Below are 19124 nucleotides of genomic sequence, written 5' to 3'. Positions count from 1 at the left end.
CGGTTCTCCCTTTTTAAACCGAACGAAATGAAACGTTACCTACTCATCCTCTGCGCAACAGCCGGTCTGTACGCCTGTTCGCAGCCGGCGGCCGAAACGACGGACAAAGCCCGGTTCGTCCGCGCGGAACTCCACAACCCCTCGTCACGGTACGTCGTGGTGGTCTCGCACCGCGGAGACTGGCGCAACTGGCCCGAAAACTCCATCCCAGCGATTGAATCGGTGATCGGCATGGGGGTAGACATCATGGAGCTGGACCTCAAGCTCACCAAGGACAGCGTGCTGGTCCTGTGCCACGACAAGACGATCGACCGCACGACCAACGGCCGCGGCCGCGTGTGCGACATCACCTACGACTCGATCCGGCGCTGCGTGCTGAAAACCGGCCACGGCGTGAAGACCTCGCTCAAAATGCCGACCCTGCGCGAAGCGCTCGCCGTCTGCAAGGACCGCATCGCGGTGAATATCGACCAAGGCTACGAATATTACGACCTCGCGCTCGCCATCACCGAGGAGCTGGGCGTCACGGATCAGGTGCTCATCAAAGGCAAACGTCCGGTGGAGACCGTCTCTGCAAAATTCGCGGAATACGGACACAACATGATGTACATGCCGATCATCGACATCCTCAAGCCGCAGGGCAGGGAGCTTTTCGAGGAATATGCCTCGAAGGGCGTCGTCCCGCTGGCTTACGAAGTGTGCTGGGACGACTATACGCCCCAAGTCGAAGCCTGCATGCGGCAGGTCGTCGCAGGCGGTTCGAAACTGTGGGTCAATTCGCTCTGGGACTCGCTCTGCGGCGGTCTGAGCGACGACAAGGCCTTCACAGAATCGCCGGACGAGGTGTACGGCCGCCTGCTGGACATGGGCGCTTCGATCATCCAGACCGACCGGCCCGAACTGCTGATCCGCTACCTCGAAGCGCAGGGCCGGCGCAAATAACCGAGCGACATGAACAAATTACTGATCTGCATGGCCGTCGCATGCGTGACGGCCTTCAACGCCGCGGCGCAGAGTTTCTCGGCCGCGACCTACAACATCCGCCAGCTCAACGCCAAGGACACGGCCGAGGGCAACGGCTGGGAGCGGCGTCTCCCGGTGATCTCGTCGCTGATCCGGTTCCACGACTTCGACATCTTCGGGGCGCAGGAGGTCTTCCACAGCCAGCTGCAGGGCATGCTCGCGGCGCTGCCCGGCTACGATTACGTCGGCGTCGGACGCGACGACGGGGCCGCAGGCGGCGAATACTCCGCGATCTGCTACAAGCGCGGCCGCTTCCGACTGCTCGATTCGGGCCATTTCTGGCTCTCTGAAGACCCCTCGAAGCCCGGCAAGGGCTGGGACGCCAAATACGTCCGCATCTGCACATGGGGCCGGTTCTATGACAGACAGAGCCGTCAGCGGTTCTGGTTCTTCACGACCCACACCGACCACCGCGGCGAACAGGCTCAGGCCGAGAGCTGCCGCCTGATACTGGCGAAGATCGAAGAGTTGTGCCGCGGCGAGCGGGTCATCCTCACGGGCGACTTCAACGTGGGCGAAACGAGCCGGAGCTACGCGATCCTGCGCGACTCCGGCATCCTGTCCGACACCTACGACACGGCCGAAATCCGCTATGCCGAAACAGGCACCGAAAACTGGTTCGACCCCGACATCAAGACCTTCCGCCGCATCGACTACCTCTTCGTAACGCCGGGCTTCCGGGTGCTCCGCTACGGAATCCTGACCGACACCTACCGTTCGGAAAACCCGGACGGCGGGGAGCGGAAATTCCGGGCCCGGACTCCATCGGACCACTTCCCCGTGCAGGTCGAACTGGAATTCACGAAGCGGTAAGACTCCGATTAACCTGATAACGCAACCAACCTGCTTATGTCAATACTCTCATTTTTCAGAAAAAGCGCACCGGCGCCGCGTCTGCCGAAGGACGACGACGCCATGATGCGTCTCTACAAAAAACTCCGCTGGCAGAGCTTCATCGCCGGCACCGTCGGCTACAGTCTCTATTACGTCTGCCGCACGAGTCTCAACGTGGTGAAAAAGCCCATCCTCGAAAGCGGGGCGCTGGACGCCACGCAGCTGGGCGTCATCGGTTCGGCGCTGCTGTTCGCCTACGCCATCGGCAAATTCGTCAACGGATTCCTCTCCGACCACAGCAACATCAAACGCTTCATGGCCGCGGGTCTTGCGGTATCGGCGGTCGCCAACCTGCTGGTCGGCATCCTCGGCTTGGCCAACGGAGGCGGCATCGTCGGCAACATGGTGCTGTTCGTCGCCTTCGCCGTCATGTGGGGCGTCAACGGCTGGAGCCAGTCGATGGGCGCGCCCCCGGCCATCATCGCCCTCTCGCGGTGGTACCCGCTCAGCAAGCGGGGCACCTACTACGGATTCTTCAGCGCCAGCCACAACCTCGGCGAATTCCTGTCGTTCCTGTTCGTCGGCGCGGTCGTCGGCTTCTTCGGCTGGCAATGGGGATTCGTAGGCTCGTCGGTCGCCGGCGTGCTCGGCGTACTGACGATCGTACTGCTGATGCACGACACCCCCGAATCGAAAGGGCTGCCCCCGATCGAGGAGCTGACCGGCGAAGAGACTCCCGGCACGCCCCGCGACCACGGCAAAACTTCCGACCTGCAACGCTCCGTGATCCGCAATCCGCTGGTCTGGGTGCTGGCGCTCTCCAGCGCGTTCATGTATATCAGCCGCTATGCGATCAACGGCTGGGGCGTGCTTTTCCTGCAGGAGATCAAAGGCTATACGCTGGCCGCGGCCACGCAGGTCATTTCGGTCAATGCGCTCTGCGGCATCGTGGGCACGGTCTTTTCGGGCTGGCTCTCCGACGCCTTCTTCTACGGGCGGCGCAACGTGCTGGCCTTCGGCTTCGGTGTGCTGAACACCGTCGCGCTCTGCCTGTTCCTCTACTCCGGCGACGGGCTGATCGTCAATATCCTCAGCATGATTCTGTTCGGCGTGGCGATCGGCGTGCTGATCTGTTTTCTGGGCGGCCTGATGGCCATCGACATCGTACCGCGCGAAGCGACGGGCGCCGCGCTGGGAATCGTCGGCATGGCGAGCTACGTCGGCGCCGGCCTGCAGGACATCGTCAGCGGCTGGCTCATCAACTCCGGCAAAACGGAGCTGGACGGCGTGACGAGCTACAATTTCGATTCGGCGATCGTCTTCTGGATCGCCGCGTCGGCCGTATCGTTCATTCTGGCGCTCTTCGTCGCCAAACGCTCGCACCGGTAAGCCGCAGACAACTCATCCGCCGAATCAGGCTGCAAGAGATCCCTTGCAGCCTGATTTTTTACCCCGCGGTCCCCTTTTCCGCACTTTCGCCGGCATAGGGCCGATCGCTCAATTTATAAATTCTATGCGTTGATTTTTAGAAACATCCGGTTCGTTGAATTTATTTGCACGTAAGAAATCCGCGCTGTTTCTTTGCTTTCGGAACAGAAAAACAGCTCCATTTTTCAGTCAAACTAAAAACGCAACAAAGATGAAGAAAATCATTATCGTACTGCTTGCAGCAGCTGCAAGCTTTACGGCAGCCGACAAAGCTTCGGCGCAGGAGAAAGGTTTGTGGATCGGCGGCAAGCTGGGTTACTGGCACGACAAAACGGAAGTCGTCACAACCGATTCGTTCTCGATCACTCCCGAAGCGGGCTACGATTTCAACAAGAGATGGTCGGTGGGCGTGGCGCTCGGTTACGAGTACCTGAAAGTAAAGGACGGCGGCAGCGCCAACGTCTTCACGGCGTCGCCCTATGCCCGTTACAAATATTATAACAAGGGGATTCTGTCGCTCTTCCTCGACGGCGGCGTAGGCTTCGCCTGCTGCGATCACGAGGGCTTTCAGGCAGGTATTACACCGGGACTGAGCGTGAAGATCAACGAGCACTTCAGCTTCCTGACGCAGGTCGGCTTCCTCGGCTACCGCAAGGACTACTTCAACGGCGGCAGCGGCGAGGCCTTCGGCCTGAAACTCTCCTCGTCCGATCTGAAATTCGGATTCTACTACAAATTCTAACCGACAACGAGGATATTCACGCCGCGCCGGTCCCGCTGGCGCGGCGTTTTTTTGACAACAAAAATCCGTTGCACATACGCGCATGCCCATCGGACCTCGGCCGTCGGTTCACCGTGCGGTCTACCCGTTCCACGCAAACCTCATGGAAAGCCCCTCCGCCGAGGGCATGAAAAAAGACAGCCGCACTCCTGCAACTGTCTGATTTTCATTGGTGGGAACAAGCGGATTTGAACCGCTGACCTCCTGCTTGTCGAGCAGGCGCTCTAAACCAACTGAGCTATGCTCCCAGAATTTTTCCGCATAAAAAAACCATCCTCTTGGATGGTTTCAACTTAGTGGGAGCTGAGGGATTCGAACCCCCGACCCTCTGCTTGTAAGGCAGACGCTCTGAACCAACTGAGCTAAGCTCCCCTTTTGCTGAATTGCGAGTGCAAATGTATGATAAATAAATCATTCCTGCAAGTCCTCGCTTCATTTTGGGAAATCTTTTTTCGCTGGCTGTTCGTTCGGTTTACACGCTGGTTTACACATTTGCATAAAGCCAATGCTGGTTAAACAATAGTGAATTAATTGACAATCTTATATTTGAATAAAATCGGACCAACTTGTGCAGGGGGTCTTAAAATAGACCATCCTGCAAAGTCGGTCCTAATTCTGAGGTCAAAGGAAAACCGCATTTTTTTCGGCCTGCCCTTAACCTTTTAAGATATATAGTATATATAACTCCATTTTTTGTGGAGTAATATTCTTTACCTCTTAATACGTGCGTCTGTTCCGTTACTACCGTACGGTTTCTGCCGCTACTTTGCAAATTGCATCAGATAGTTTTCACAGAATCCAGCTAACGGGAATTTCACCATCTCGTCCCGTCCGTCGGGTGTAGTGTAATGAAATAATATAGTGTTCGCTCTGACAAGGCAGTCGAATAAATTTACCGTTTCGCTCATGCCCTCCATCTTCATCTCGTTGGCGATTATTATTCCTATTATATCGTTTATCTCTTCAAGGTCGCTTTTTCACCCGATTATTCATTGTTTGTTCTTTACAAGTGCGATTTCAACGGGTTTATTTATGTCCGCTGTTTCGGGTGAGAAAACAAAGTAAAACATTTCGGGATAAATCTCATTTTGGGGCTTTATGACAATTAAGCCTATTCCCTCTGCCTTGCTCCATTCGACCAACTTGCAAATAGCTTGTTTATCCTCTCATGCTTTGGTCATTCATTCCGTTTTCGGTTGTTTGTATCTGTTCATTTTAGCTAAAATTTAACTGTTGTTTATCTTTATAAAGATAAGATTATTAGTGAGATAAACAAAATAAGAAAGTGACAAACTCTGCAAAAGGGTCTTATAGATTAACCTTTTCACAAAGTCTGTCACTATTAGAAACCTTTGTTATTTTGCTGCTTCAAGGCAAGCAATCAGAAATTTATTCGCATAGATGAAGTTATCCTTTTGTATCGGCAATGATGCGATGGCTTTTTCTCCATGAAATAGATTGTTACGGTATCTGTAAATAATCATGATGATGGCTTTAATAATATCACATGAATTATTGGTTTGCCCTAATAAAACACGCTGAACAGAGGTCGTATCATCATTATTTCTCAATCGCAATCTCTTGAATCGCTCGTTTGTAGAACCGTTCGTTATATATCTCCTTTGTAAGTATTGTAGTGTTTGATTAACAATATCGGACGCTAAATGTATGTTTTGGATATTGCACTTATTTCTTCCGAAATTACATTTGAACCATTTCGCTTCAAATATATTCCATAATATTAAGAAATTCCGAACTTCCACGTATTCCTCGGTATTGATAGAAATGTGTAAATAATTGTCAATCCATTGTGATATTTCAGACGTATTTTTACTTTTATTTTCCATAATGCCGAAATGCTTTTATTCATCTAATCCCGTAATGCTTGCAAAGTTTTTCCATCCTGTTGCGGCTTTATAAGCATTGGCACAACCCGAAGGCACTTTCAGTACCGAATAAGGATTTATGCCGACAAAAGCATTGTTTTCACAAGTTGGTGGCGTTTCCGTGCTGACTTTGAATAATCGCAGTTCGGGATCATTGTAAAAGGCACATTCTTCGATTATCTCAACCTGTGTACAAGCAGACATATCGACGGTCATTAGATTCTTCAATTCACTGAAAGCACCATAAATATAACGATACCCAACATTAGTATCAAATCCTCCCCCGATAATTTTCAACTGAGAACCTTTTTCAAAGGTTACGGTTGTCAATTTGGAACAACGCTTGTATTTACAACCGATTATTACTCAATATTTTATAGATAATAAGTCAGAAATATGGTTGTTATTTTTAATTGCACATTCTAAAAGGTGAAGATTTAACGCTTTTATTGATTATTAACTCAAAAAGGACATCAACTTGGGTCGTTTCTTCTCTTTTCCTTGCTATTCGTTTCCGATATTCCACTTTTGTTTTGGTCTATCTCATATGTACTGCAAAGGTATTGATTTTTGTTTGATATTGCTCCTTGCTTGCTCCTTGTCGTAGATTAATTTTCACACAGGAATTTTTGTTCTCTTTCTATAGGGGCTTGAAACAATCCATTTATTGGAAACAATTAAAGACGGAGCTGGTTTGCCCCAGTGCTTTTTAAGAAACAGGGCAATTATTTTATCTCCACAAAGGCTCTTGTTCCCAATTATGAGGAAAGCCTAATAAACGAGTTCTTACTGATGGGTATTTCGATAAAAGCTGCTTGAAATCTGCAACAAAAGTGTTGCCCATAGAAATGGAGTTAAGCCAATACACCACATAGCAGAGTTGCGGATAAAGTGTTTGTTCACGGAACGAGAAATCCGTAATCCATGTGTTTGGCATACGCATAGGCATCATTGGCTTGACAGGAAAGACCCGATTTGACAGTCTTGAATGATGGGCGCAGCAATTACGAAGTACGGGTCTGGGTACGGATTAAAAGGCTAAGTGATTATTTCCAGTCATTTAGCCTTTTTAATTATCTAATTTTTCCCCACATTTTCCCCACAGCTGTCTATTTATATATTTTAGAAACATATTTTTCCGTAAAGTTATGTACCTTTGTCGGCAAATAAAGATATTCTCGTCAAACAAATATAAATAATATAAACATGGGAAAAAACAGAAAAAAACAAATCGTAGTTTTGAGTATAGCTTTAGTTTGCATTTTCATCTTGGTATTTTCATTGTTCCATAAATCAGCGACAAAAGATAGCGCAAATCCTCCTTTAACAAATGTTTTGACTGATAGCATTTCTCAAATTGTCTCAGCTTGTCCTGGCGAAATTGGTGTGGCGGTTATTGTTAATAACAGAGATACGGTTAAGGTCAATAATAAGAGTGTTTATCCTATGATGAGTGTGTTTAAGGTTCATCAGGCATTAGCTCTTTGTAATGACTTTGACAATAAAGGAATTTCACTTGATACCTTAGTAAATATAAATAGGGATAAACTTGACCCAAAGACTTGGAGTCCTATGCTGAAAGATTATTCAGGGCCAGTCATATCATTGACAGTGAGAGATTTGCTGCGTTATACTCTTACTCAGAGTGACAACAATGCAAGCAACCTTATGTTTAAGGATATGGTTAATGTCGCTCAAACAGATAGTTTTATAGCCACACTCATTCCTCGTTCAAGTTTTCAGATAGCTTATACGGAAGAGGAAATGTCGGCTGACCATAACAAGGCTTACTCTAACTATACATCTCCTCTTGGTGCTGCAATGTTGATGAATCGTTTGTTTACTGAAGGTCTTATCGATGATGAGAAACAAAGTTTCATTAAGAATACGTTAAAAGAATGCAAAACAGGTGTAGATAGGATAGCAGCTCCACTTCTTGATAAAGAAGGGGTTGTTATAGCGCATAAGACAGGTTCAGGTTATGTTAATGAAAATGGTGTTCTTGCAGCTCACAATGATGTTGCCTATATATGTCTGCCTAATAATATCAGTTATACCTTAGCGGTATTTGTTAAGGATTTCAAGGGAAATGAATCACAAGCGTCACAATATGTTGCGCATATATCAGCTGTAGTATATTCTTTATTAATGCAAACTTCAGTAAAATCTTAAACTGCACTTGCTTTGATAATTAATGATAAACAATCTAAAAGCACTCTAATCGTTATCGGAGTGCTTTTAGATTACTAATCAAATTGCTTCTATTATAATTTGAATCCTCTACTTTTTCTTTCTTCCTGTTGCGGCACTCTTGCTCCATATCTAAGCCTGTGCCATTGCTCCCTGAACCAGTCGGCAATCGGCTTCCTGTTTATTGTCAGGTTCAGCCTGCTTTCATCGTCAGGGTCATTTTCCACCCTTAAAATATCATCCTTTATATCAAAGTTCCGCCTGTGTTGCTCGGAATAGATTTTACCGCTACATTTCAGGGCTTCTTTTTTGACTATAAGACTTTCAGTCATTTCTTTAGAGAATCCCAGCATGGCACAAAACTTTTCCATGCGCAGCATTTCCCTGAACATCGGAAACCACCTGAAAGCCTTGTCTATGATTCTGGCGAGCCGTGACAGTTCTTTTTCTTTCATGTCAAGTTCCTGCCTGTGCATTTCTCTGAGATTGTGGATTTGCGTATCATGCTGTTTCTGCATCTGCTGTACTTGGCTCTGCAATTTTTCAATATTGGTGTTCCGTTTTGAAACCTCGTCTTGCAGTTTTTCGTTGGCACGTTCCAGTTCTTTCAGTTTTCCACTCCCGAAAAGAGAAGCAACTCCACTAGTTATGGCTGTCGCTGCCGTGGTGGCTGTCTTCTTTAACTTGTCAGTGCGTATTTCTGATTTCACCTGTTTCAGTTCCTGCTCGGCAAGATTTATCTGTTCTTCTTTGTGCCGTTTGGCTGCATCCATGCGTTGCAGTTCAGCTTTCTGCTTCTCAATGATAAAGTCGTTCCGTTCCAGATGCTCCTTACCAGTGACAGCCTTTGACTGCCCGCGTTCCATCAGCAGGATGTCGGATGCAAGGGTCTGCATCTGCATCATGTCATCGTCATTGAGCTTTCGGCTCTTTCCTGTTTCGTGGTTCATCCAGTCGAAAACGATATGGGCATGATAGTTCGGCTTGAACCATCTGTCCCCGACTTTGAAGCTTTCCCTGTCTTCCGCTTCCGGCTGACCGTTCAGCCAATGCCCTTCATCCTTGTGCAGGAAGATTTGCAGCGGTGTGATTCCCCAGCGTCTTTGACACTCCTCACCGAATTTACGCACGTCTGCCAGTGTGGTGTCCGACCTGACAAGCAGCACTCCTTCACGTATGGGGGAGCATCCCGCAATCTTGACTATTTTACCGTTCTTGCCTTTGCGTTCACGCTCCTTTTCCTGCATGGCACGTCCGGTCTTTTCCTTTACCATCTGTCTGATATTGTCATAATGCATCCGCAAATCCGGACTGCCGAAGTCGGGATTTATCCACTGTTCGTTATCGGTGGATAGTTCAGGAACGACATAGATTCTGGACTCTCCGATGTGGCGCATGTATTCGGCAGTCCTCCTGTTGTGAGCCTCGCTCGATGCGATGTTGCAGGGCTTGATATGTATGCTTGATTTTGTTGCCATAGATACTTGTTTTTTGGTTTGTACTTTATTGTTTGCTTTTCCGCTGTCCGTAAACGCATGGGGTTCTTAGGGGTGCAACCCATAAGCGGAGATTGCAAAGAGAGGGTCACTCTTTGCTCTGGGTTCTCAGGGGAGAAACGCCCTGAGTGGGTCATTAGGGTAAAACCCTAATCCCCTCGGGAGAGCCCACAACTACGTAAGCGGAGCGTGTAGTTATAGTGGGCTATATCAATGGCAAGCCATTGTCTGCAAACTCCAGCCTACGGCTTCCGCTCTCCTCCGTCAGGGAGGTTTTTCATCATCGTTGCCGATTGGAGATGCACCGACCAGCACAAGGTCTAAATCGTCTATCAGTTTTTGCAGGACGGGATTCTTCTCTATCATCCGCTGGAGGATTCTCTCAGCCTCGACCAAGTGGTTGGCTGTACTCATCACCTTGCCCTCCCGTATCTGAAAGATAATCCAATCGGCTATGTCGATATGGGCTTCTTTTTGTTTCGGGGTGGCATTCCTTTCGATGATGTCCGAAACCACCACCTTACAAAAGTACATGCTCTCGGCTCGCTGTTTCCACTCGGCATAAGCATCGGCATCGGGAAAGAGAAGCACGGTTCGCCCTGACAGTACACGGAGTTTCTCTTCTCTCATCTGACTCTTACCACCCGTAGCCAGCCATACATAATCGGGGAAGATAGCAGAACCGATAACGGCACTCTTCTCGGATTCCACCAAGACCACCACCTTGTCGGGATGCGTTTTCAACAAGTGTTCCCCGAAAAGGCATTGGGATAGTTGCCAATCCTCTGCCAACACACGCTGCTTTTTCAATATGCTGTGTATCCAGTTCACTGCCGATGTCTGTCCTCCCTTGATACGGTGTCCGTCTTCGGGATTGTACTGCATCACCTTTCCCGTGCGTACCTTGCCCGTCCTGTCTATCTGCCAAAAGATAACAGAGCCGTCACGGGTAGCCCCCAAACGGTATTCCTCCAACAACCGCTTCAACACCTCTTTCGCCTTGTCGCCATAGTAGGAAGTAAGGAGTGTGAAGAGGAAACGGAAGAAATTGCTACGCTCGCTTTGCGACTTCTCCACATAGTGAGGGGGAATATAGCCGATGGCTGTCGGCTTACTTTGCTGCTTCACTTTCTTCTGCTCTGCTCTTTGCCTGTCAAAAGAGAAATCATTGGTAGTTCTGTGTTCAGGATGCTCTTGAAAATACTCTTTCGGAGTGTAGTGATACCCACAACCGCTTTCGTGGTTACATCTGCCGACCGATGGATGCAACGGCACATTATTTTCGTCCACGTAATAGACGAAAGAATGCCTGTCTCCGCATTTGGGGCAGGTATGCCGTGTTGCCGTTCCTTTATACTTCTGTAATGAATAATTGCCCATAGCTTAGTCCGTTTTTGATGGTTGATTGTCGGCTGTCCCATCCTGTCCCATTGTCCCACACTCTAAGGGTTGGGACAGTGGGACACTTGGGACACCTGCGTTTTTACTCTCTTTGCTGCGCTGGATGATACGGTTTACGGTGGACTTGCCACAATTCACCTGTGAGGCTATCTCCCTGACGGACTTGCCCGATTGGGAGAGTTGCAGAATTTGGCAATCCCTTTGGCTTGATTCATTGTCGCCCAATTTTTTCAAGTGTTCCTTTTCCGTGGAATAGCCCCTGAACACGAACTGCAAGAAAGCATCCACCTTGTCAATCTCGTAAACGATTACATTATCCGCATCATGAGAGAACGTGCCATAGCGCACTTTAAGCTGCTTCACATAGCGAAGCCCTCCGTCTTGGGCACTTTTTCCAATGGTGAACACGCTGTCAAAGAAATTGTAGAGCCGTTTGCTTCCGGCAAGGTCGTTGGATGTGATGGGACAATCCAAAGAGCGTTTGGGCGTATGTGCTAGGACAAGGATAGAGAGCGCATATCTCTTTTTGAGATTGTTCAGCTGAATCATCAGCCGTCCTGCGGCATCGCCTTTCTCCATGGCGCAACACAGGTAGGTAAGATTGTCAATGATGAAAATCTTGCAGTCGGTCTGCACAGCCATCTGTTCAATGCCGCCTATGATAGCTTCCTCAAAGTTGGCATCCAAAAGCTGGTTGCAGTCAATAGACACCCGATAGAGTTTGTCGGGAAAGGTGTAGAGCTCTCCATGCTCGTTGGTATAGCGGAGCTGGAACTGCTTTTCGGACAGTTCAAAGTCCAGATACAGCACATTGTCGGTTCGGGCGATGCGGTCGGCTATCTGCACGGCAAGGATGGACTTGCCCACGTTGGAATCGGCAAACAAGCAGGAGAGTTCCCCCTCGTACCAAAAGCTGTCCCACAGCGCACGGGGCGTAGGCAATAACGATGCTTCAAGAATGGTTTGGTTTGCCGTCTTGATATTCATCATGCCTACACTGTCGGGCATACCGTTATGCGCTTGGGATGCTTTTGTGAGGTCGCCACGTATCAGGTTGATATAGTTCTTATCCTCTTCCATATCATTCACCAGTTACGTGGGTTGGGCTTGCGACGGTGGGAAGAGGATAAGGACTTGTTCAGTTCCTCGTCTGACAACGGTATGGGATTCTTTCGGGCGGTTTCCAGCCACTTGTCCAGTTCGTCACGGTAAAGGCAATAGCGTTTGCCGGGCTTGGTGGCAGGGATTGTCCCTTCTGACAGTTTCATGTAGAGCGTACCCTTAGGGATACCTAAATACTCTGCTGCCTCGTCCACAGACATGGGCACGTGGGTGTCCACCGTTTTGGCATTGTTCACACTGCGCTGCTCGGCGAGCAGGCTTTTCAGGCTCATCACTTCGTCTCGAAGCTGAGCGACAACCTCGGGGAGGTCGTTGAAGGTAAGAATTGATTTTTCCATTCGCGTACTCGTCTCTTTTGTAAGACTTGGCGCAAAGGACTGAAATGATATATCCGTGAATATCTCCACGACACGTCATTGCAAAATAATTCCCGAATAATTAAGCCCAGCCATAAATGACGGGTAAAATTACTCGGGAAACGATGTAAAACAGGCGGTTATGAGTTACCGGATGGTTGTCGTTGGTGTCGTGATTATCCTAATTCCGCACATAATCCTCGGGATAGTGGAAATCAAGTTTGCCGTTTTCGGGTTCATCAATGGGAATTTCCGTCTTTAACGGCTCTACCTTGAAATTCTTGATGGTTGATAAGTCTGTATCAGCAAACGATTTCGGGAAAAGGGCTTTGATGAACTTGGCACGGTTATCCCCATTGTAGTATCTCTTGTACAGGAAACGCTCAGAGATATTCCATACGAAGTGACGGAGTGGAATGTTGTTGATGTCTTTGGTAAACGGTCTTTGTATGGGCTTCGGGGTATAAGTGTTAAGATTCATCCATTTGTCCACCTCAGTACAGATGTGGTTCACGGTTTCTTGGTCGGCAATGCGAGGCAGGTAATAATGGCAATACTCCATGACCATGCGGATGCGCTCTTCCTTTTCCCGTTGCTCTCTGCTTGCGTAATTGGCACGGTTCTTTTCGTGAAGATCCGGGGCGATAGTAAGCTCTATCGGTTGTGTTTGGATAAGTGTCTCTTCTTTTGTCGGGGATGATTCGGGTACAGGCTCAGGGACTGATGTAGGTCCAGGCACAGATGTGGCTTCTTCAAGTGTATTTTGTGACAGTTCTTCCTGCACCTCTATGGCTTCGGCAATCGTTTCTTTCTTGCCGAACTTGATTTTGTAGATTTCGTATGTATCAAAGATAAGTGTCTGAAAGGAGAGATAGAGCAACCATCCCAACAGGTTACAGCATACGAATACTATCCACCTGACAAAGTTGTCTTGGTTGAAGCTGTCCGCTATTACCAGCGTGGCAATGGAAGATATTAGGACGATGGCGAAGCCGACAAAGCCCAAGATGATGTATTTGTCCTTGATTGATGATTCCATATTTCGTTGAGAGATTGAATGTTCCTGTATTATTTTGTGCAAAGTTAATGCTATTTTTCCCAATTACTGCCCGTTATTTGCGGTTAGAACGGTCTTTTTCAATGTATTTCACGAAATGTCATCATATCATACTCTGTTTCATACTCTGAGGGGCTTATAAATGGTGGCATCAAGCCAAAAACATAGAGGGGCGATTATAGCCTTGTAGCCATAACCGCCCCTCTGAATACCTGTCAATGTGAGACATTTATGCCTCCTTGCGCTTCAAGGTTATCTTGTCCACCACCTGACACATCTGCTGCGCTGCTATCTTGGAATAGATTTGTGTGGTGGTAATGTTCTTATGTCCGAGATAGGCTTGGATGACAGCCATGTCCGTTCCCATTTCCACGTGCAGGCTTCCGAAGCTGTGGCGGGTACAGTGAAAGGTGATTTTCTTGGTTATCCCTGCTGCCGTGAGCCACCGTTGGAGTGGTCCTTGCAGCATCTTGTCCTTGAAATCCTCAAAGATAAGTCCCTCGCCCCGTTCTCCCAGCAGTCCATAGGCTTCATCACTGATGGGGTTATGCACTATTTCTTTGGTTTTCTGCATACGGGTGGTAACGAACATCCTGCCGTTGGTGTATGGTTGTATCTGCTGCCACGTGAGCTGTCTGATGTCGCTCTTTCTCAGTCCCGTAAGACAGGCGAAAAGAAAAGCTTTTTTCAAGACCTCCTCCTCACAGGGTGTTTCGGCAAGCCGTATCAGTTCCTCTTGGCTCAAATGCTCCCTGATGGTGGGAATGCACTCGATGCGGTCTAAGAAGCCGTTTGGGTTCTCCTTTATCTTCCTGTCACGGTAAGCGGTGTGCAGCACGGCACGGAAAGTTGACCAATAGCCTGCTGCGGAGTTGATGTGCAGCTTTTGGTTGGTGTGGATGGATTGGGGTGCATCAAGCAGGTATTCCATGAACTTGCGGCACAAATCCACATCCACCTCCTCAAAGGTGCATTTGCCGTTCACGAACCGCTGGAAATGCTTGTATACGTGCTGCCACTTGATATTCTTGCGGTCAGCCAGTCCTTTGAAATAGGCAAGGAAATCGCCCTTCATCTTGGTCTTGTCAAAAAAGCCGTTGTTTTCATTGAAAATGGCTTCGTAGCGCTGGTTGCGCAGGATGACCGCTTTCTTCATCATGCGTGCGTTGAAGTCCCGTTCCTGCTGGTTTGCAGGTTTGGCGAAGATGTAAATTCCTAAGGCTTCACGTGTAATCACTCTCATGGTGACATTGTCACGGTAGCCGGGATAGTAGTCAAGGCATAGTGAATACTGTGTCCCGTTCTTAATCTTGCGCTTACGCAAGGTAACTGTTTTGCATTTACTCATAATAATTATGTTTTAATTGGTTGTATACATTTTGGAGTTGTATCCATGTTTCCGATGGCAAAGGAACAACGTGAAATATCCGTGAATACCTCCACGATACATCATTTTGAAATAATTTTCGATAATCCCGATTTTTCACGGTTATTTGTTCCTTTCAGCCATGACACGCTCCACATCTGAGCGCAAAAGCAGGTTTTTCACACCCACCTTTATCTTTTCGATGTGCTTCACCTTGACGATATGGCAGATGTTGGCTGACGAAAGACCATAGATTTGCTGCACCTGCTCAACGGTATAGTAGCGTTCATCGTTCACAAGGTCAGTTCTGCGGAGTTCGTTCAAATGTGATTTGGAGTAATAGGTACGCCCGTACTCTCTTTTAGTGGGTATCTTATGGCGATAGGTGTAGGCACGGAGTGCGGTCGGCTTCATGCCGAACAGTTCCTCCACCTCCTCGGTCAGTAGCCAGTCGGTAATTTCGCTAATATCAACTGCCACACCGAAAAACTCGTCAATATGCTTCTTGCTGTAATAGTTCTTTCCTGCGATACGGCAGATGGGGATATGGTTACGCTTGGCGGAAGTGTAAAGCCATGACTGCTTTACCTTAAAAAGGGACATCACCTCCTCGCCCGAATAGAAGTCCAACACTTCTTCGCTTTCCTTTTCCCTTTTTTCTCTTTTGGCAGGTAAGGAAGATGAAGATGATTTCCTTGGTGTGGAGGTGTTGCCGGGCAGGATGCGGTGATAGGGATTGCCCTCCAACATCTGCTCGATGTCGGCTCTGCGGATGAATGCCATGCGGTTGCTGATGCGTGAGGCTTTCAGCTTGCCGATGGCTACAAGTTTGTAAATGTACTGTCGGGAACAGCCCATGAGGATGGCTGCTTTGGAAAAGGTGAGATACTCCTGATGCTGTATCTCCATCAAGGGTTGGGCGACTTTGAAGAGGTTGTTCTTCTGCATCACTCTGGCTCGTTTGGCTTCTGCCTGACAAGCCTCACTGCAATATCTTTGCATACCGCTTCGGGTTACAAAGGACTTGCCGCAAAAACTGCATTTTCTGGTTGCTTTCATACCGTTTTATCGTTTAATGGTTCATTTCTTCAATCCTATATCTCTGAAATGGTAAACGGATGTGAACGGAAGTCAACCATTGTCGCTTTTCTACACAGTGTGACTGTTTCCGCATATCGGGGCGGTTATTGTCGCTTGTCGTAAACGGTTGTAAACCCTTGTCAACTGTCTGCACGGTGTGACAAAAAACAAGCCCCGCAAATTCTCCACGTCAGAAATACGTCTCAAAAATATGTGGAAATTTGGGAAGCGACAAATGGCAACCGAAAAGTGTTAAATTTTAGAATATGCTGGTAATTAAAGATTTACACTCGGATATTTCTGATTAGTTTTGGTTGTTCTATGGTTATAAATACATAGGCGGAATGCCGTATTTCCAATCGTTTCCACACTTGCTGGAATCTCAATAGAGGTCAATGCAGTACAATCCGAGAAAGCACCATAATAATAATCGCCACCGATAGTTTTCAGTTGAGACTCTTTTTCAAAGGTTACAGTTGTTAGAGAGGAACATCTCTTGAATGCAGAATATCCAACTGTTGTTACATTTGTAGGGATTACAACACTTCTGAGGTCGCTTTGATAAAACATTTCTTCCCCAATCGTTATTAATGTATTTGGGAGAATCAGATGCTCGACATTTTTTGAATTATAAAATGCCTGTGTCGGCAATGCCGTAATATTTACCTCTGCAATATCGAGGTTTTTCAGATTGGGCATCATGCGATAGATAAACAAGAAATCGACATCATTCAGCACACCCGTGATTTTCAACGATTCGATATTGGCATAATCATAATCCGCCAATTCATTTTCCAGTTCACCTTTCGTTTCGACATGTATTTCGGTACACATTCCCAATTGTCGAAAGATAATCGTTTGCAGGATATTCCCTTGTTCATCCTTTAAGGCAACCGTTGCATAGCGTTGAATCCCTTCGTTAGCAGTTACCTCAAAAACAATCGTATCTTCCCGCATGGCTCGTGTTTCGGGAGCCAACGACAACCATGATTTTGCATTGTCGGGAATCTCAACGGTATAATCCAAATTCGTTGTCAATTTGATTTCCTGTGTACCCCCAGCAGGAGTAGCATCAATAGAGTTATCTGCTATATTGATTTGCCCCTGCATACAATTCAAAGATACCATAACAGTACGATAGGAACCGTCATTAGCAAACACAAGGATTTCGCTCTCAACAATCGGATTGGGTGCAGTAATCGTAATCGTTCCCTTATTCGTAGAGGTAGCATTTATTTTGACTTTCCATCCATCCTGTGCAATGGCTTTGACAACCGTATTTTCCGTTGCACTCGTAATCGTATAGGAAATCGTTTTGCTCTCTCCTCCATTGAGAATGGCTATATCCGTTGTATCGAATGCAATTGCAAACTTTGAATTATCGCTTTTGGGAATCGTAATAACAGAATCGTCCTCCAATGTGAAATAGACATTATCATCATCTTCTCTTACACTTTTGAAGATGCCATTCGTTCCGTCCTTGCCATCGACACCATCTTCTCCATCCGTCCCGTCTGCTCCATCTTCTCCGTCTTTTCCATCAGCTCCCGTTGCTTGCCCTATATCCGTCCAAGTTTTACCATTATCCATTGAAAGCATCCAGCGACCATTTTCTATTTTCAGTTGTGGTGTAATGCCATCTTTGCCATTGGTTCCATCCGTACCATCTTCTCCGTCTACACCGTCATTTCCATCCTCGCCATCAACTCCGTCCTTACCGTCTGTACCTTGTGCTTTTACTTTATTTCCCTTTTCATCAGTCAGCCATTCGCCATCAAGCGTCCAATAATAACAGCCATCTGTATCTTGTTTAACACCAATAACGGGAGCATCACCGCTATCTTTGCCGTTTTTAATAGTAGCAGTAGAACCATCGGAAAAATAGATAATATAACCATCGGAAATTTGTTCAACTTTGGAAATCGACAAATTATCCTGCAATGCTTCTACAATCTTCTGCAACGATGAAATATTCGTGTTCATCTGTTTGCAGAGTTCCTCTAATTTCGCTACGCGATTTTCGAGGTCATTCAAATCATTGCGCAATGCGCTGTCATCGTACTTATCGCTACAACCGAACAGCAATAAACTGCAAAGCAGTAAGGATAGTAAGCTTTTCATAGTTAATCGAAATTATAAAATTGAAATATCATTGATTAGTTCCCTCTATTATCATTTTGAATTTATCTTTTAATTGTTGGATAGCATCATGGCTATTGGACGATTGTTCGGGATATAATTCATAAAGTAATAGTGCTCCAATTTCGGCATAGGTTTGCAACGAACTTTCGGGTAGTTCCCCATCAGGTAAAGACAAAACAGAATTTTCGCTTTCTGTTAATTTGGTAGCAAGTAATAAGATGATTTTTGCTCTTGATAAGATTGTGTTATTCGGCGTACATTCTATTAAACATTGCCGATAGAGATTCTGTTGAATCGGATTCGATTCAATTTGCTTTTCAAGAAGTTCGAAACTTGATGACGGCATAATCATAAATGTTGTACCGTATCAACTCCTGCTGCGGTGGGTTATATGCAAAAAGAAAGCGTGGAGTTGTTCGCTTATCCAAATAGAGGTTCTGACAAAACCTTAGCACAAATAAGCAAATCTCCACACTTGGCAGTATATATCGGGATGATATATAGCTACACAAATGAAGAGTGTCTGTCTTGCTTACTCTCGTGCTAATTTTGAAACTGTCAGATTTCTATTTGAGAGTAAACGCGAAACACTTTCACGTTACTAATATGTCTGCTACCTGTTCGGTAACGACACAAAGATAGAAAATGTTTCTAAAAGACAGAACACTCTATGGAAATTTGCTGTGCTTTTATTGTGCAAAGTTCTTGAAAACAAAGTTTCTATCCAATAGCGGGGAGTATGGAATCGAAACTTTGTTAGTTGTAAGTTGGGTTAATCGTTCCCGCAGATTTCTTGTATTACGCCGTCCATGTAAATCGCCTGTCCGCTGGATTGCCTGCCCCACCAATAGCAACCGTATTCCTCGATGATAACCTCGCCTTGCTCTTTCAGTCGTTCGGCCAGCCATGAATCAATCAGCCACCATTCCATGACATCATCCGCGAACGGATAAAGATATTCT

17 protein-coding genes and 2 tRNA genes are annotated in these 19124 nt (G+C 47.0%); 5 read left to right on the top strand and 14 right to left on the bottom strand.

Annotation, left to right across the window (positions count from 1 at the left end):
• The first annotated feature begins 27 nt into the window (after positions 1–27).
• From ACESTR_RS06655 to ACESTR_RS06640, 4 genes are all read left to right on the top strand, one after another.
• Complete coding sequence (locus ACESTR_RS06655) at positions 28–942, top strand: glycerophosphodiester phosphodiesterase family protein (RefSeq protein ID WP_014774727.1); 915 nt, start codon at positions 28–30, stop codon at positions 940–942.
• Between the two features lie 9 nt (positions 943–951).
• Entirely contained in the window at positions 952–1836 is an 885-nt protein-coding gene (locus tag ACESTR_RS06650) for an endonuclease/exonuclease/phosphatase family protein (protein ID WP_373179030.1), read from the top strand.
• A 36-nt stretch (positions 1837–1872) separates the two neighbouring features.
• Positions 1873–3246 carry an MFS transporter gene (locus tag ACESTR_RS06645; RefSeq protein WP_009599059.1) on the top strand — a complete coding sequence of 458 codons (1374 nt, stop codon included), beginning with the start codon at positions 1873–1875 and terminating at the stop codon, positions 3244–3246.
• A gap of 250 nt (positions 3247–3496) precedes the next feature.
• Complete coding sequence (locus ACESTR_RS06640; RefSeq protein WP_302267791.1) at positions 3497–4027, top strand: outer membrane beta-barrel protein; 531 nt, start codon at positions 3497–3499, stop codon at positions 4025–4027.
• 209 nt (positions 4028–4236) lie between these two features.
• Here ACESTR_RS06640 and ACESTR_RS06635 read toward each other — a convergent pair.
• From ACESTR_RS06635 to ACESTR_RS06620, 4 genes are all read right to left on the bottom strand, one after another.
• Positions 4237–4314: transfer RNA gene (locus tag ACESTR_RS06635), tRNA-Val, on the bottom strand.
• Between the two features lie 49 nt (positions 4315–4363).
• A tRNA-Val gene (locus ACESTR_RS06630) sits at positions 4364–4438 on the bottom strand.
• Between the two features lie 983 nt (positions 4439–5421).
• A complete protein-coding gene (locus tag ACESTR_RS06625; RefSeq protein WP_195273070.1) occupies positions 5422–5913 on the bottom strand; it encodes a hypothetical protein in 492 nt (163 codons plus the stop codon).
• Positions 5914–5928: 15 nt separating this feature from the next.
• A complete protein-coding gene (locus ACESTR_RS06620) occupies positions 5929–6282 on the bottom strand; it encodes a hypothetical protein (protein WP_373179029.1) in 354 nt (117 codons plus the stop codon).
• 876 nt (positions 6283–7158) lie between these two features.
• On the opposite strand from ACESTR_RS06620, the gene ACESTR_RS06615 reads away from it, so the two are divergent.
• Positions 7159–8124: a CfxA family broad-spectrum class A beta-lactamase gene (locus ACESTR_RS06615; RefSeq protein ID WP_373179028.1), complete on the top strand. Its 966-nt coding sequence runs from the start codon at positions 7159–7161 to the stop codon at positions 8122–8124.
• A 92-nt stretch (positions 8125–8216) separates the two neighbouring features.
• On the opposite strand, the gene ACESTR_RS06610 is transcribed toward ACESTR_RS06615, so the two are convergent.
• The 10 genes from ACESTR_RS06610 to ACESTR_RS06565 form a co-directional block, all read right to left on the bottom strand.
• On the bottom strand, positions 8217–9620 hold the full coding sequence (locus ACESTR_RS06610) for a hypothetical protein (RefSeq protein ID WP_004292734.1): 1404 nt from the start codon (positions 9618–9620) through the stop codon (positions 8217–8219).
• Between the two features lie 282 nt (positions 9621–9902).
• Positions 9903–11018 (bottom strand): DUF6371 domain-containing protein, encoded by a 1116-nt coding sequence (locus tag ACESTR_RS06605; protein WP_004292742.1) that lies wholly within the window; start codon positions 11016–11018, stop codon positions 9903–9905.
• Between the two features lie 3 nt (positions 11019–11021).
• Positions 11022–12119, bottom strand: coding sequence for an AAA family ATPase (locus ACESTR_RS06600; RefSeq protein WP_004348225.1), 1098 nt, complete (start codon positions 12117–12119; stop codon positions 11022–11024).
• Between the two features lie 5 nt (positions 12120–12124).
• Positions 12125–12499 (bottom strand): excisionase family DNA-binding protein, encoded by a 375-nt coding sequence (locus ACESTR_RS06595; protein ID WP_004338328.1) that lies wholly within the window; start codon positions 12497–12499, stop codon positions 12125–12127.
• A gap of 199 nt (positions 12500–12698) precedes the next feature.
• Complete coding sequence (gene tnpC, locus ACESTR_RS06590) at positions 12699–13556, bottom strand: transposon Tn4555 protein TnpC (protein WP_004339687.1); 858 nt, start codon at positions 13554–13556, stop codon at positions 12699–12701.
• A 247-nt stretch (positions 13557–13803) separates the two neighbouring features.
• A complete protein-coding gene (locus ACESTR_RS06585; RefSeq protein WP_004338318.1) occupies positions 13804–14922 on the bottom strand; it encodes a tyrosine-type recombinase/integrase in 1119 nt (372 codons plus the stop codon).
• Between the two features lie 141 nt (positions 14923–15063).
• Positions 15064–15999, bottom strand: a complete 936-nt coding sequence (gene tnpA / locus ACESTR_RS06580) for a transposon Tn4555 protein TnpA (protein WP_004292844.1) — start codon at positions 15997–15999, stop codon at positions 15064–15066.
• Between the two features lie 297 nt (positions 16000–16296).
• A complete protein-coding gene (locus tag ACESTR_RS06575; protein ID WP_373179027.1) occupies positions 16297–18141 on the bottom strand; it encodes a PL29 family lyase N-terminal domain-containing protein in 1845 nt (614 codons plus the stop codon).
• A 28-nt stretch (positions 18142–18169) separates the two neighbouring features.
• A complete protein-coding gene (locus tag ACESTR_RS06570) occupies positions 18170–18508 on the bottom strand; it encodes a hypothetical protein (RefSeq protein ID WP_256169424.1) in 339 nt (112 codons plus the stop codon).
• Between the two features lie 426 nt (positions 18509–18934).
• Positions 18935–19124, bottom strand: a 190-nt coding sequence (locus ACESTR_RS06565) for a hypothetical protein (protein ID WP_373179026.1), incomplete at its 5' end; no start/stop codon positions are given.

Origin of the sequence: Alistipes sp. DJF_B185 (genome assembly GCF_964250025.1) — a bacterium.
GTDB lineage: Bacteria > Bacteroidota > Bacteroidia > Bacteroidales > Rikenellaceae > Alistipes > Alistipes finegoldii.
Note: the sequence above shows the minus strand (reverse complement) of the source record. Positions and strands in the feature narration are given on the sequence as shown.

Bases quoted from the DNA above. Each gene is read 5' to 3' on its own strand.
- ACESTR_RS06655 (WP_014774727.1), top strand. From the start codon at position 28: ATGAAACGTTACCTACTCATCCTCTGCGCAACAGCCGGTCTGTACGCC.
- ACESTR_RS06650 (WP_373179030.1), top strand. From the start codon at position 952: ATGAACAAATTACTGATCTGCATGGCCGTCGCATGCGTGACGGCCTTC.
- ACESTR_RS06645 (WP_009599059.1), top strand. From the start codon at position 1,873: ATGTCAATACTCTCATTTTTCAGAAAAAGCGCACCGGCGCCGCGTCTG.
- ACESTR_RS06640 (WP_302267791.1), top strand. From the start codon at position 3,497: ATGAAGAAAATCATTATCGTACTGCTTGCAGCAGCTGCAAGCTTTACG.
- ACESTR_RS06625 (WP_195273070.1), bottom strand. From the start codon at position 5,913: ATGGAAAATAAAAGTAAAAATACGTCTGAAATATCACAATGGATTGAC.
- ACESTR_RS06615 (WP_373179028.1), top strand. From the start codon at position 7,159: ATGGGAAAAAACAGAAAAAAACAAATCGTAGTTTTGAGTATAGCTTTA.
- ACESTR_RS06610 (WP_004292734.1), bottom strand. From the start codon at position 9,620: ATGGCAACAAAATCAAGCATACATATCAAGCCCTGCAACATCGCATCG.
- ACESTR_RS06605 (WP_004292742.1), bottom strand. From the start codon at position 11,018: ATGGGCAATTATTCATTACAGAAGTATAAAGGAACGGCAACACGGCAT.
- ACESTR_RS06600 (WP_004348225.1), bottom strand. From the start codon at position 12,119: ATGGAAGAGGATAAGAACTATATCAACCTGATACGTGGCGACCTCACA.
- ACESTR_RS06595 (WP_004338328.1), bottom strand. From the start codon at position 12,499: ATGGAAAAATCAATTCTTACCTTCAACGACCTCCCCGAGGTTGTCGCT.
- tnpC (WP_004339687.1), bottom strand. From the start codon at position 13,556: ATGGAATCATCAATCAAGGACAAATACATCATCTTGGGCTTTGTCGGC.
- ACESTR_RS06585 (WP_004338318.1), bottom strand. From the start codon at position 14,922: ATGAGTAAATGCAAAACAGTTACCTTGCGTAAGCGCAAGATTAAGAAC.
- tnpA (WP_004292844.1), bottom strand. From the start codon at position 15,999: ATGAAAGCAACCAGAAAATGCAGTTTTTGCGGCAAGTCCTTTGTAACC.
- ACESTR_RS06575 (WP_373179027.1), bottom strand. From the start codon at position 18,141: ATGAAAAGCTTACTATCCTTACTGCTTTGCAGTTTATTGCTGTTCGGT.
- ACESTR_RS06570 (WP_256169424.1), bottom strand. From the start codon at position 18,508: ATGCCGTCATCAAGTTTCGAACTTCTTGAAAAGCAAATTGAATCGAAT.